This is a genomic window from Celerinatantimonas marina (assembly GCF_046054165.1).
Classification (GTDB): Bacteria; Pseudomonadota; Gammaproteobacteria; order Enterobacterales; family Celerinatantimonadaceae; genus Celerinatantimonas.
In genome coordinates this window covers 133,341-147,475 of the sequence record NZ_JBFNXK010000003.1, presented here as the reverse complement: position 1 = coordinate 147,475, position 14,135 = coordinate 133,341, and the positions used below count along the sequence as shown (strand labels likewise).

Sequence of the window (14,135 nt, the reverse complement as noted above, 5' to 3'; positions counted from 1 at the left end):
ATGGTTTATTTAAAGATGGCGCGTGGGTTTAAATAGGTCCGTTTTTATATGCGGTTGTTTGTTATAAAATCATGCGCTGCTCTGTTCAATAAAATTTTTGTCCATCATAATCGAATGTTCATAAAACATCGGGTGTTGTGGTGTGTATCTGCGCTGGATTTTAAAGAGGTCGTCAAATCGGTGAGAGTGACTCTAGGATTTAAGTTTTCATGGAAAGAATATCTGGTTTTAGCATTTGTTCCGCTACTTTTTGTCGCGGGCATACTCTATATAGTCAATACCCCAGCTCGCTATCAAGCGGATGCCATCGTGAGTTATGTTCAGTCGCCATTGGCGCAGATTCAGGCCGGCTCTCTGCGTCATGTGAACCCGGTGATCCGTCGTAGTATCTTGCGCTCGCTGCGCCAGCAACGGCTCAGTCAGTTGTCTAACCAGCAACTTATTGTGAAGACATTGCGTTCTTATATCTTTTTGGGATCTTTTATTGAACATTACCAACTCAAACCGGTGGTGTTTCCCAAGCGTTGGGATGGTGTCCAGCAGCGTTGGATCCGTTTAAAACCGGGAGTATTAGGGCAGTTGATCCGATTGGTTCGGCCCGCTCCAGAAAATGCATCACCTCAAATTAAGGAGCCTACGGCTCAACAAGCCGCTCGAAAGTTGCGAGGAGCGATTCGTCTCAAACCATTACCTGACGCGGGTGGAATGCAGATTTCTTTGATTTGGCAGGATGCGCAGTTGAGTCAAAAGATAGTCAATCAGCTGATTGACTATCTTAATGTGTATATGGTTGAACAAACACGGGCGCAGATCCAGCAGGAATTAGTGCGGTATCAGCAAATGGTCGATGATGAAAAAAATATCACGGTCCGACAATTTTTAATGGATTCTCAGCAGCAGGCATTGGGAAATCTATTACTACAAAATGTTCAGATGGCACCGTCACTACAGTTGCTCGATCCTGCCGTTACCCCAGTTTCGCGTTATTTCCGGGTTCCGGTTTTGATCACCGGGATTGTGTGGGTCTTTTTTAGTGGGGTGACTTTTTGTTTGATTGTATTGCGTCGGGCGCTAAAAGAATATTCTTCAATACCTAAAAAAACTAAAGGTTCCCTGTAGTCGACACCTGAGGCTGTTGATCTTTCGTGGTTGTGGGGGCAGAAAACCAAAGCCACTTTTTCGAGAGGGGGCGTCTACTCATATCTGAACCAATATCTTCAATAAGGGTTCGATGGACTCATCAATCCAAGGGCCTGTTTGGCAAAAAAATTTAGGTCGCAGGAGAGCATCATGTTCAGCAGTGTGCATCTTACCCCCTGCGATTGACCCCATGTTAGAAACCGGTTATTTTATCACTGGTCCAAAGTCAGACCTTGGTTGACTGCCCGGCCCTAAAAATCGTTTTAAACACTGGCCGGTAACAGTGCCAATGATGCAAATTTTGGCAACATTTTACAAAAGGGAATGAATGAATGACCCAAAGACACCATCTTGATAGTGAACCTTTCCTCGGTCAATACGAGCAATCCTTACAAAAGAAACGAAAACCGTACAGCCCCCCTAGGATTTTCAGCCTCGACGTGCATTATAAAACCAAAGCAAAGTCCCTGTCCTCAATCGAATTAAGTTCAATCAACAGGGGCCCATCCTAAAAAGGCAAGTCAAGGCCTGCTGCATGGACAAAAATAAAACATGCTCACTCTGACTTTTGATTCATCTTTCGATAAAACGGTTGTCCCTCTGATTAATTTGCCTTGAGTGAGCACAATGAGAAACACTTATTTAGTGTTTACGGCTGTGATTGAGCCAGTTTTTTAAACGGGCTAAATCTTTGGCTTCATGATCTAATTCAGTTTGATGCCTTAATGCAAGATATTGTGGGATCCGTAGCAGCAGTTTCCCAACATGATAAAAATAATATTTCCAGACTTTAAATGAGTGTGGATCCACAGGATATTTGAGGCCCATGAGCTGCCGAGGGGGCAGTAATTTTTGCCGGATGATATTGATTTTTCCCCAGAGTGAATGCTGTTGATGTAGCAATGACAAACTGGCTTGATTGGCTCGCTCAGAATAATTTTGCAGTGTCAGCAAAGCATATGAGGGAGCTTGCTTGGCAATTTGAGTTTGGATCGACAATAGTGCTGTGGGGATCTCAATTTCGGGCATTTCATAGTAGTGGCGGACCATTTCCAGAACCAACAGACAGCCTTGGGTAATATTGCGCTGCTGTGCCATCTGCCAGAACTGAGACCAATCGATCGTCTCGGTCTGTAAAAGATAAAAGAGATCGCTAAAGATCAAGGGGCCATTATTAAAATAATGGTCATAGCAGCTATGAATGATCAGATGCAGTAGCAGGTCGGTAGCGGACATCACCCGGATGGTTTGGCCGGATAAGGTGATGGTCTGAGAGCGCTGCCAGAAGTCGGCTTCATCGGTAAAGTCCTGATCGGCAAACCAGCTGGGCTCGAGCACTCGGATATGCAATTCAACCGGTAGTTGTCCGCTGGGGTCGACTAATAGGGGCAAGTGTTTTTGCAGGGCCAAATAGCTGGCTAAATCTTTCTGATAACCTTTCGGGTGATGGTAACCCTGCGCAATCAGTAATTGATAAGCGGTCATAATATGCGATTCAGGTATCAATAGATCCAGATCTCGCATCGGTCGCAGTGCTCTATGCGGGTAGAGCCCTACCAGTTGACTCCCTTTGAGTGCCATATAAGGGATCTGGTGCTCATCGAACAGCTGGCTCAGTTGTAAAAGTTGTCGCTGCTGGCGCAGACTTTTAAACGTGCTGCGCCGAAAGCTCTGGTGTAATTTTTGAGAAACAGCTTCAGGTAATGCAAAGGCATGTTCTGTGATCAAACGCCAATAGAGCAACGGTAAAATACGATGCTCCTGCGCCATTTCAAGCAGTGATTGCCACTGAGCACCGTTTATCTTTGCGATCTCATCGGCTGTGATCGAGGTGCGGGGTGAAATAAGCTGAAGCAGTAATGACTGCAGTTGTTTCATAAAGTATCCTGTTGGGCATTCATATCTTGCCAGTGCCCCTGTGCAGCTAGTTTTCCATGATCCAGTTTGAGGACTTGATCGGCATGTTCTAACGTGGCTAAGCGATGCCCGATAATGACGACCGTCAAATCTCCGTGCAAGTGTTCAAGGGCTTGCCGAATTCGATGTTCGTTGGCGACATCGAGCGCACTGGTCGCCTCGTCTAAAATTAATAATGCAGGCCGCTGCAATAGCGCCCGAGCGAGTGCCAAGCGTTGGCGTTCGCCGCCCGATAACCGAATTCCGCCATCGCCGATTTGGGTATCCAGCCCCTCGGGCAGGTGCATGACAAAATCAGCCGCCGCGTCGTTGAGTGCCTGCCATAATTGTGCGTCACTGGCCTTTGGCTGCGCTAATAACAGGTTGGCGCGAATACTCTCATGAAATAGAAACACATCCTGTGGTACATAAGCCACCTGAGAGCGCCAACCCAAGCGAGAGCGGTGATCTAAAGGTTGCTGATCGATTTGGATTTCACCGGCAGTGGGGATCAACAAGCCCATCAGCAGATCGGCTAGCGTACTCTTACCTGAACCGGAATGGCCGATAATGGCCGTCGTGGTTCGAATCGGTAATGTCACGGATATATCCGACAGTGCTGCGGTTTGGGTATTTGGATAACGGTATGTAACGTGGTTGAAGCGGATCTCATGTTCAAAGTTGAGCGAGAGCGATTCAGAGAGCGGTTCGGCAAAATGCTGATAATCTTGTAACTGCTGATGCGCTCGTGATAAGGCCGGCAGTGTATGCAGACAATGGTGTAACTGTTGATGGGCTGACATACAAAGCGGGATCATGCGGCTAAATACGATGACAAGTGTCAACAGGTGGGTCAGATCCAGATGCCAGATCTTGAGTCCAGCCCACAAATAGCCCATGAGTAATGCGGCCCCACCGACCTGAAAGAGGGCTTTGGAAAGACTGGTATCAGATTGAAAATCCAGCTGTTTTTGACGTAGTGTGCTCATGGCACTTTGGAATTGTTGGAAAAAATGCGCTTCTCGCCTTAGAATTTTGGCGAGTTTTATTCCCGTCAAACTCTCATCAACGGTAGCCTGCATGCGTTGATTGGCTCGGCTGAGATCCTGACCTAAATTTAGGGCTCTACGCCGTTGACCCGAGAGCAATCCCATGAGAATGATGGCGCTGAATAGGGCCAACAGCGTCACCGGCCAGGAGAGTCCAAAGGCGACAATCAGATAGATCCCTAGTGTTGTCAGCGATGACATCAAGGAGAGTAAAAAGTTGAAACCGTTACCGACTCGGGAGACGTCGGTAAGTAAAGTGGCGGCATGATCACTGCGACGTTGCTGGACTAACCAAGACCATTCGACATGCAGCAGGGCCTGAAAGATGCGGCTACGTAGTGAATCGACTAATTGTTGTTGTAACTGCATCCCCTGTCGTTCTCGGGCATACTGCAAACCCGCTTTAAGTACAATCAGGGTGAACAGGACTGTCATTAAAACCAACGTGCTGTGATGAATACCGAGGTGTCCAAGCCACTGCAACACATGCTCGATCCAGCTGTGAGAGGAGTGTTGAGTTTGAAGTGATTGCAGCAAGGGCACCAGTAACAAAATGCCAATCCCTTCGGTTAAACTGGTTAGGATCATCAGCATCAAGAGCAGCCCGATGCGAATTTTGGGAATGAGTGCAAAAAGAGGCTGAAATAATTGCAATAAACGCATTAGGCTTGCGGTTCAATACGAGTGATAAATTGAGCGACCGGCGTAAATTGATTGAAGCTGAACCCTCCAGTAACTCGGACCTGACCGGAACACAACCAAGCATGAGCCTTTAATTTCGGATCGTGTTGGGTTTTCGCGAGCCCCAGATAAAGTGCACTGGGGATCCGGTAAAGCCGCAAGAGAAGTTGGGCTGTGACGGCCTGTGGAAAACAGTTCGAATCCCATAGTGTATAAGGCGCTACGCCTTGGACCAGACGACCAATCAGGCGGGCTCGCTGGATCTGTTTTCTGGTGATTAGAGGCACCCAGAATTGATCGGCTTGATAGTCTCCAAGCCGAATGGCGAGTTGTTTAAACGAGACCTGAAAAATACATAATTTACTCAGTCCTAACAGGAGCCACACCGGAATGGCCCACAATTGAATAAATAAGGGTTGGCGAAGAAAGCGGATGACAAAATTAATCATGCGAACCTAGCATCACTAACTGTTGCTCGATGAGTTCCTGAAGAAAAGTTTGAACATCCTGCTCAATTTGCGAAAGGGGTGCATCAAATTGTTCGCCAAGATTTTCGATAAGTGTGGCAACCGTTAACGGCTGTTCCAGTAAGTACCAAATCTGACTGGCAACGGTATTTAAGCCCAAGTAGTGACCCGTATTTATGTCCATCATCACAACATCTCCGTCTATATCTGAAAAAACGGATTCAGGGTTACGATAAACGGTTGCATTTAAAGCTAATGTCATAGGTAATTCTTCTATATAACGCATTAAGAGGCTTAATCTGTAATAGGGTAAACTTTATCGGAGTCTTGGTGCTAAGAAAAGTGTTAATTAAAGTATCATTCGGATTTATGGCGTGCTGTGAGTCTATATTTTTTGATTGTATTATCTGAATATGAGTCACGGCTAAAATACCATATTTAAACGATGAAATAACGCAAGAAATCGTTTATTAACCCACTTAATTACTATAGCTATTCTCTAATATATCCCAATAAAAAATAGGTTATTGTTTATTGATAGGTTTCGGATGAAGTTATATTTATTGACGCTCAAAAATATCATGATGAGCGAACCTTTCTTGGGAGAGATCGGGACATTCGGTTTTCTTTTGTAACCTTTTTTCACACTGCCATTGTTATCGCAATGGAAGGTATTTTCCACCACGAAATTAGCAGCGGATGAACATCCGTTATGAGATGACCGATGCTGATCATCTCATGATTTTTCTCGTAATGCGGTTCTGGCCAGATAGACTTGCTGGAGTTTTATGGCGAGCTTTTCGGCCCCCTGTCGCTCTAATGCCCGAATGACCTCGACGACGTTGTCATCGTTAATCGATGGATCGCCGTAAACAGGCGGAGTATCGGGAATATACCCCGCCTGTGTGAAGAGCTCATCGATCCAGCCATTACGGCGACAATCAATCAGCAAATGAATGCGATCCTGTGGCGAATGATTTTCGACACCATGTGTGCAGACGGCATTTAGATACCAGGCATGACCAAGGCTAAAGTGAATGGATTCCCCATCGACGGTAAAGGTAACCCGCGGGTCGGTTTGGATGGGAATATGAATTCGGACCAACCCTGATTGATAGTCACTGTAGCCATCGCGATGTGGTCGAATATGATCCCCTGCGGCCAGCGACATCAGCCGGACTCCGGCTTTTTCACACTGAAAGGTGTCGATAACGGTTTGAAAGTAGCCACAGCGATCTAAAATTGGCGTTGGCTGATAGAGGGCCTTGTCATCAAAGACATAGATGGAGTGCGGGTCGCCATTGACGGCATAGAGCGGCACACAGCACCAGCGCTTAGCATACGCTTGGGTGTTCATGTGATTGACCCATTCATCCGCTGTAATCTGGGTCAGATCCTGACGTAATTTATCAGCATTAAACTGAAGCGGCAGTTGCAGCCATTTGGTTTGGATCATATCAGACGGGTGTCTCCATCGTTTGCGGGTACTTCCAGCGCATGAAATGATAAATACCATTTACTTTTTCAACCAGCTCAAACCCGAGTCGCTGATAAAGCCGCATGGCCGGGTTGTTTTGTTCAACATGAATCGAAACGTCCAAGTGCTGACGTTGCCCTTGTTGCTGTAACTGGCGGATTAAGGTGGTCCCGATCCCTAAATTACGAAAATCGGGTAATAGTGCAATATCGACGATGCGGATTTCCGGTCCGAGATCATCAATATATAGGCGACCCACATCGTGTTGAGCATATTCAATGATGTAATATTTAGCTTGCTGATAATGCTGCATGTAATAGTGATGTTGGGTCTGTGCCTGAGCATCTAGAAATTGGTGGATCTCTTGATCTGACCAGCCGGATAGTTGCATTTCGTCTAGGCGAGTACTGATATAGATGTTAAAACTGAGAGGCAGATCCTGCGGCTGCATGACGCGTAGCTGAATATCAGTTAAAACCGGTCGCTTCATGGTGATCCTCGAAGGTGATAAGCGCTGAAAAATCAGCAGTAGACGGGTGGTTCGTTATCTCTGATTAAACCTAGTTCAGTGATATTTGAAAATCAATATGTAGAATTGCTGTTGTTTTTATATTTATCTGGAATCAGTGGTTACGTGGTCACTTGTTGTGTCCAGAGATTGCGATCAAGGGTTGCATCTAAAGCTAAGGTCATGGTGAATGATTCTGTTAAGGCGGTTATAAGGAATCAAATATAAAATGACGGTAAACCTGATCGGAGTCCTAGTGTTAAGAAAAGTGTAAACAGGTATTACTCACCAAATGATATTCCTTTCTTTTCTATTTCTTGCAGAAACAGGCCAAATAACAAGCCTTTCATCAGTATGAGCGAAGTTTGAGTAACCCCAGCAACAGTATTTTTATCTAACGACATCGCTCCAGCTCGGATCCTATCTAGGTCTAGATAGTAGTTACAGGCGGGAGAGTATCGGAAACTATCAATAATTTTATTCACTTCTGAACGTTCCAAGGCCAAACGCTGTTGCAAATCAGCGGCCTGTTGCCCTCTTCTGCGGTTATAAAGAACCTGCTCGGGTAAAATTTTATGGAACGCTCGTTTTGCCAGATATTTTTCTTCTCCACGACGATAAAACTGATCGTTAGGCAGTGCCAGACAAAATTCCATCAAGCGTTTATCGGCAGTAGGGTCCGATACCCATATTCCATGACGCCGCCCCAATTCCATCCAACCGCCGGAAAACGGAGCGGACTCGGGCTTAATTAATTTCAAGCGAAAGGCCTTTGGATCTTTTCTCAGCTCATAATTGGAACCCTGTTCAACTTCTTGCATTCGTTGTGCAAAATTTTGTTGGCGGGCAAATGAAGAAGAAATCGGAGAAAAAGCGGTCCAGTTCAATTGGGGATCTTTATTCTTTTTCAAAGGGCGAATCATGGGGGAGAGCAGATGCTGCTTTATCGCCCTCAAAAATCGAGTGGATGATGGGTAGCTACGGTCGGTCATCATGCTACGAAGAGCCGCCCAGTTTATCCTGCCTAGAAAGACCCCTGTCCAGGAAACCACGGCATTTCCCAGTTGCCCTACCAATAATGTATCCAGTTGTTTCTGTTTCACGGTCTCAAACATCGATAACAACCAAAAAAGATTGGGTGCCGCAACTTGCGGCTCAAAAATAGTCGGAGCATATTCTTTCAAGGCTTGCAAAGGAGAACGCTGTGCAGAATCAATCCAGTTTATCTCAATATTCCCAGACATTGCGGCAGTTGCTTTAGCGTAATTACTTTCATCGCCGAAACGACTGACTATCGGAAATGTTGAAACATCATGACAAGGGATAGAGGTAAACGCCTGAAGTTTCCGCTCTGTTTGGGCCAGATAGCGGGCGGCCAGTGCGCTGACCGAACTGGAATCATAACCGCCACTCAGACACGATCCAACGGCTTCACCACTATCGACGCGGCAGTTGACTGCCTGCTGATAAAGCTCCAGAAATGCTTCTGCATATTCTCGATCATCAGATAAGTGTAGCGAAGGGACATTTTCCAAAGCCCAATACCGCTCAATGGAAATCTGTGAGGCTTTAATCGTTAATATATGGGCAGGCCCAAGAGTATGGATGCCTGCATAAAGGCAATCCCCTTGCGGGTTACTCCAACCGATCAATCTCTGGCCGAGATAAAACTCGTTAATTTTTTTTGGAATTTCAGGCAAAGCCAATAGCCCGGCCAGAGTGGTGGCAAAGTAAAAAGTCCTATCATCCTGATAATAATAAAGCGATGGTCCCCAGTAATGGGATCGGGCCACAAAAAGTTGCTGTTGCTTTTCATCCCACAGCGCACATGCCCATTCACCCAGAATCCGATCCGGATAGTGCGGTCCCCATTTTTTATAACAGTGAAACAGGAGTTGTTCATTCGTTAGCGGTTGAGCATTTGCTGGATCAACTAATTCCAGCTTTTGATAGAGTTCCTTTCTATTGTGAATACGTCCCAGAAAAACAATGCGACAAAAAGCGTAGGACTCAATATGGTGCGAACCTGTAGCACCTAAAGCAACCTGCTTACCACACCATCCCGCGTTATCTGAGTCTGGGGCGAGTTGTAAAGCACTCAATAAGGTATTGATGCTCTCCTTGGCAACATCACTCTGATTCAGCCGCACAATACCGCAAATGCTGTCCACTCTTGATCGCACGTTAATCCTTTGTTCTTGTCGTGACACATGGCTAGCTTCAGCATTACAGGCACTCAACGGCCCGTTGAACCGAAGCTTGGGTATCGTTTAGGCAGCCTTAACGTTTGGACGGGCCCATTATCCTCAGCAAGGCCGAAAAGACCGATCAAATGACGGTGGATATCGATAGCCTATACACCAGAGTCAGAACATCGATAAATCAGCTGACCGTTGCTATGCCATCATTACCTGGATTAGCCGTAAATTCAGTATCATCTGTAGGTAAAACGCTTAGTTCAGGCGTCTGCCAAGTCTGACGATTTGAGGCGTCATCGTTAGCTAAAGTATTCCGTTGTTGTTTATCTGAATCCATCATTCATTCCTTCCCTTTCATGGTTGTTGCAGAACTTAAAGCCGTGTCTAACGGGATCTATTACAGGAAAAATAACTCCTTGTCTATATGAGACCCCGGATGCCTTTATAGTTAAAGGTCGCAGATTTCATGATCAGATAGCGGTGACGGCCGTAACAAAGTATCCCAATGATTTGTGAAGTCTGCATCCTGTGCATGAATCATCTTGGGTTCAAGTGATGCGCCTAGTTAAGGTCATGAGAGATTCAAGAAGCGTTGATCTCTCTTTTTATATTTAATATAGAGGCGGTCATGATCAGGTGATTTACCTGTACAGTATACATTAGGCGATACATCTTGGTTGTTTTCAATGCAATGAGAGTATTGTTTACAGGGCTCCTCAACTATCTATAATCAATGATTCGCTCTGTTATTGATTGCTGCCATGATGAATCAATAAAGCGTAATTCTTAGCCCGAAAAGGATATCAATACGATTTATGAGTACCGTTCATGCCTGTTTTCAGTTTCAGCATCCGGTCAACCCTGTTCAGATCCAACAGATGTTATCAGCCTCCGATTACTGGCAGCCGGATGCCTGTAGTTATTTATTTTCAAAGGATAGCCATTGCTCGCTGGCTAAGGCCAATCTGTTTAATACCCGTTATTCTTATCATGATTTTGTCTACCATGATCCTCAAACTGGCTCGATGATTACGGCCAATGCCCGTCTGGATAATCGCAACGAGTTGTATCGGCAACTGGCGTTACCTCCAGAGCAGGGCGAATGGCTCAGTGACGGGCAATTGATTTTACAAGCTTACCTGCATTGGGGACGAGACTGCCCTAAATATCTGTTGGGCGATTTTGCCTTTGTGATCTGGGATGAATCAACGCAGTCACTCTTTGCGGCTCGAGATCCATTTGGGGTGAAATTATTGTTGCTCAGTCAGCGTGATGATGGCGTGATGCTGAGCAATGAACCGAATGCTTTTTTTAGCTCTGGATGGTTGCCGGAGAAACAGCTCGAAGAGTCCTGGTTGATTGAAACGTTGGGCCACTTTCACTTGCCTGTATCAAAACCAGCCTATCGCGGCATGCAACTGCTCCCAGCGGCACATTACTTGGTGATTGATCGCCGTGGTTGCCGGCAGGTGCGTTATTGGTCATTGCAGGAAAGCTCGCAGTGGGCAGGCATCGATGATGAATCCCTGCTGGCCGAGTTTAGATCTCGGTTTCAGCAGGCGGTAGCATTACGTTTGGAAAGTGATTATCCATTAGGTTCTGAGCTGAGCGAAGGGCTGGATTCCAATGGCATTACGGGCATGGCGGCGACGCTTAAACCGGAGCAGGATATCTACACCTTTTCCTATCAGTGCGTGGCGCTAACCGAAAAAACACAAGCCGTTTGGGAGCCAACCTACCAGCCGATTTTAGCAATGCTGGCCATGTATCCCAATCTCAAACCGGTATGGGTTGATGATGAGCAATTTACATCACATGAAAGCTCTCGATTAGCCAAGGTGATGGCCGGTAGTTTTTGCTTTCAGAGTGGCGGGCTATGGCATTCGAAACTGGCGCAGCGACAAGGATGTCGGGTATTGTTGTCGGGGTGGGGCGGCGATCATTGTGTGTCGAGCTATGGTGATTTTTATGAAAGCGAACTATTTCGCGCCAGGCAGTGGCGGCGGTTGCAGCAGTTGCTCAAAGATAAACGTCGACGAGGTCGCGGAGGTGTTCCGTGGAAGGGCTGGCTGAATGTGTGGCTGAAGCATTTCTCTCCGGCGCTGTATGCCTGGTATAAATTGAAGCGACCGGGGCTGGAGCGAGCATTATGGCAACGAGCGGATCATTGTTTAGTAAACGCCGATTATACGAAGCAATATCAGGGCAGGCGGCATCTGCTCCATTTTCTGAAGCACTATCAGCGTTTTTATGATGTCAAAGGTCATCATCGACGGGAGTTATTTGATATCGGCGTTGAGCAACGATTGATTGATTCGGAGTTAAGTGCCCGGATGTATCGAGTCGAGATGCGTTTCCCGATGCTGGATATTCCATTGGTTGAAATGGCCTATAATTTGCCCTCTGAGTTGAAAATTCATCAGGGGATTGAGCGGTACCATTACCGGCGGATGATCGAAGGTCTGACGACGCAGCGCAATCAATGGGCCTTAAAAAGTGATGTTCATCCCCCCCAGCGAGAAAATGATTATGAACAGAATCTGGCGGCTTTGAAAGAGGCCTTTCAAACGATGCCCCTGTTACGTCAATATTGCCGTTTGGAGCTTCTTGAACCCGCGAGTATAGATGACCAATGGATGGTTAGAAATATATACCAGAAGCTGCCTTATTTTCGATACTGGGCAACGCAACGTGATCTGAAAATTGTTACATCGGATTGATGGGGCATCAGAATTGCCCCCAGGTTGTGCAAAACTAGGCTTTCGGGGCAATGGCACGCAGTTGTTCCAGCAACCAGTTCAATGCAGGTTCTTCTTTATAGAGCGGATGCCAGGCTAAGCAGTAGCTGACATCCAGTTCTTGAGGCAGTGGGCGGGCGACAATCGGGAGATCGCGTTGTAAAAATTGGCAGACGCTGCGCGGCACCACTGCATACAGAGAATGCTGCATCAGCAGAGGCGGAACGGCCATAAAAGAAGGAACACGTAGCGCAATTTCCCGTTGCTGGTGATGCAACTGCAACCAATCATCGACTTTGGTCTGGCTATGTCCCCAGCTGGATGTGTAAATATGGGGATGACTGATAAGGTCAGCTAAGTTCATAGGCGTGGTTGTGGCTTGGGTATGAGGTCCACATAGGCAGTACAGTGGATCATCGAACCAGTGTTCGGTCATCAGTTTAGGATGCAAATGATGACTGCCTTCGAAGCCGACGACAATGTCGATCTCCCGCTCTGCTAATGACTGCAAATAGTCATCTCGGGTGAGTTCGATACATTCCAATTTCAACCCGCTACCGGCTGCACCCAGAGCACGATAGATGGGTTCTATGAGTGCATACTCAATCGAGCCACTGACCGCGAAACGAAAGGTGCGTTGACTACGTTGGGAATTAAAGGGTTCCAGACTGGAGAATCCGGATTCCAAGGTTTGCCAGACTTGTTCGATAGTACGGGATAGTTGCTCGGCAATGGGGGTTGGGGCCATTTCTCGCCCGGTTGCAATAAACAACGGATCTTCAAACAGGGTGCGTAATCGTTTTAAGGCATGGCTGACCGCAGGTTGAGATAGATGCAGGCGTGCCGCCGCTCGGGAGACCTGACGTTCTTGCATCAATTGGCGGAAGACTTTGAGCAGATTGAAATCGATTCGCTGCAGATCCATATATTCGTCTCATTTATAAATTTATACATATGATTCATTTTATTTATGCTGTCAAGATGCGTAGACTCGCCCCCTACGTTTGAGTTGGAGTCGTTATGCGTAAATACCTGTACTTAGTCACCATCGGATTGCTCTGGGGAACCCAGTTTGTGTTTATGCGTCAGGCGGTCACTGAGATCCCTGATACTTGGGTTGCGATGGGGCGGGCGCTGGCCGGTGCTATGACGCTATGGCTATTATGTCGATTGCTGAGACTAAAAGGGAATGCGCATTTCTGGCCGGTTTATGCTCTGATCGCGTTAGTCGATGCTACGATTCCATTCTTATTGCTCGCCTGGGCACAAAAACAGGTTGATAGCTCCGTCTCTGCGGTGATTATGGGGATGATTCCGCTATTGACGCTACTTTTTGCTCCGCTTGTGATTGGGGAAGCGTTAACGCTAATCGCTTTATTCAGTGTGATTTTAGGCTTTGCGGGTATTTTTGTTCTGTTTGCGCCGCAACTGACTGGGGTGACGGGGGATTTATCCTGGTTACCGCTCGTGTTGATTTTAATCAGTGCCGGGTGCTATGCGATGGGCATGTTGTTGGTCAAACGGTTTGGCTGTGAACATCCGCTGTTGGTCGCTCGTAATGTGCTGACGGCATCGGCATTGCAACTTATGGTCGTCACATTGTTTGGTGCGCCGGTTATTCCGGAGGCGGTCTCGACCCAATCGCTACTAGCACTGCTGATGTTGGGGATTTTCTCGACCGGTTTAGGCTATTTTGTCTTTATGATGTTGATCCGTTTAAGCGGGCCGACATTCGCCTCCATGAGTAATTATCTGGTGCCGGTGATTGGTTTTTTACTCGGAAGCTGGCTGTTGAGTGAACGTCCCCCGCATTCAGCCTTGTGGGCGCTGGTTTTGATTCTGGGGGCTGTCGGTTTAAATCAGTGGGGCAAAGGTCGGAAGTCATCCTCAGCTAAATCGGTTGCGAGTCGATCCTGAAGTTATGATCATTGCGCCAGTTTCTGGTTCCGTATTTCGTTAAGCTATGTTTCCGCTTTTATTA

General features: G+C 46.7%; 12 protein-coding genes. 3 read left to right on the top strand and 9 right to left on the bottom strand.

The window, feature by feature from the left end:
- The first annotated feature begins 114 nt into the window (after positions 1–114).
- Positions 115–1,119, top strand: a complete 1,005-nt coding sequence (locus ABUE20_RS04610) for a GumC domain-containing protein (RefSeq protein WP_408618668.1) — start codon at positions 115–117, stop codon at positions 1,117–1,119.
- A gap of 663 nt (positions 1,120–1,782) precedes the next feature.
- Here ABUE20_RS04610 and ABUE20_RS04605 read toward each other — a convergent pair.
- The 8 genes from ABUE20_RS04605 to ABUE20_RS04570 all read right to left on the bottom strand — a co-directional run bounded on the left by ABUE20_RS04605 (position 1,783) and on the right by ABUE20_RS04570 (position 9,756).
- Positions 1,783–3,018 (bottom strand): nucleotidyltransferase domain-containing protein, encoded by a 1,236-nt coding sequence (locus ABUE20_RS04605; RefSeq protein ID WP_408618667.1) that lies wholly within the window; start codon positions 3,016–3,018, stop codon positions 1,783–1,785.
- Positions 3,015–4,748, bottom strand: a complete 1,734-nt coding sequence (locus ABUE20_RS04600; protein WP_408618666.1) for an ABC transporter ATP-binding protein — start codon at positions 4,746–4,748, stop codon at positions 3,015–3,017. Before ABUE20_RS04600 ends, ABUE20_RS04605 begins: the two co-directional genes overlap by 4 nt.
- Entirely contained in the window at positions 4,748–5,215 is a 468-nt protein-coding gene (locus tag ABUE20_RS04595; RefSeq protein ID WP_408618665.1) for a lasso peptide biosynthesis B2 protein, read from the bottom strand. The genes ABUE20_RS04600 and ABUE20_RS04595 overlap by 1 nt, the downstream gene beginning before the upstream one ends.
- Positions 5,208–5,495 (bottom strand): PqqD family peptide modification chaperone, encoded by a 288-nt coding sequence (locus ABUE20_RS04590; protein ID WP_408618664.1) that lies wholly within the window; start codon positions 5,493–5,495, stop codon positions 5,208–5,210. Before ABUE20_RS04590 ends, ABUE20_RS04595 begins: the two co-directional genes overlap by 8 nt.
- Positions 5,496–5,969: 474 nt before the next feature.
- Entirely contained in the window at positions 5,970–6,689 is a 720-nt protein-coding gene (locus tag ABUE20_RS04585) for an aspartyl/asparaginyl beta-hydroxylase domain-containing protein (RefSeq protein ID WP_408618663.1), read from the bottom strand.
- 1 nt (position 6,690) lies between these two features.
- A complete protein-coding gene (locus ABUE20_RS04580; protein ID WP_408618662.1) occupies positions 6,691–7,200 on the bottom strand; it encodes a GNAT family N-acetyltransferase in 510 nt (169 codons plus the stop codon).
- 299 nt (positions 7,201–7,499) lie between these two features.
- Entirely contained in the window at positions 7,500–9,401 is a 1,902-nt protein-coding gene (locus ABUE20_RS04575; protein WP_408618661.1) for an asparagine synthase-related protein, read from the bottom strand.
- Between the two features lie 199 nt (positions 9,402–9,600).
- Positions 9,601–9,756, bottom strand: coding sequence for a hypothetical protein (locus ABUE20_RS04570; protein ID WP_408618660.1), 156 nt, complete (start codon positions 9,754–9,756; stop codon positions 9,601–9,603).
- A 475-nt stretch (positions 9,757–10,231) separates the two neighbouring features.
- On the opposite strand from ABUE20_RS04570, the gene ABUE20_RS04565 reads away from it, so the two are divergent.
- Positions 10,232–12,136 (top strand): asparagine synthase-related protein, encoded by a 1,905-nt coding sequence (locus ABUE20_RS04565; RefSeq protein ID WP_408618659.1) that lies wholly within the window; start codon positions 10,232–10,234, stop codon positions 12,134–12,136.
- A 34-nt stretch (positions 12,137–12,170) separates the two neighbouring features.
- Here the strand turns inward: ABUE20_RS04565 and ABUE20_RS04560 are convergent, their stop codons facing one another.
- Positions 12,171–13,079: a LysR family transcriptional regulator gene (locus ABUE20_RS04560; RefSeq protein WP_408618658.1), complete on the bottom strand. Its 909-nt coding sequence runs from the start codon at positions 13,077–13,079 to the stop codon at positions 12,171–12,173.
- A 95-nt stretch (positions 13,080–13,174) separates the two neighbouring features.
- Here ABUE20_RS04560 and ABUE20_RS04555 point away from each other — a divergent pair, with 95 nt between their 5' ends.
- Positions 13,175–14,071: a DMT family transporter gene (locus ABUE20_RS04555; RefSeq protein ID WP_408618657.1), complete on the top strand. Its 897-nt coding sequence runs from the start codon at positions 13,175–13,177 to the stop codon at positions 14,069–14,071.
- Positions 14,072–14,135: the final 64 nt, after the last annotated feature.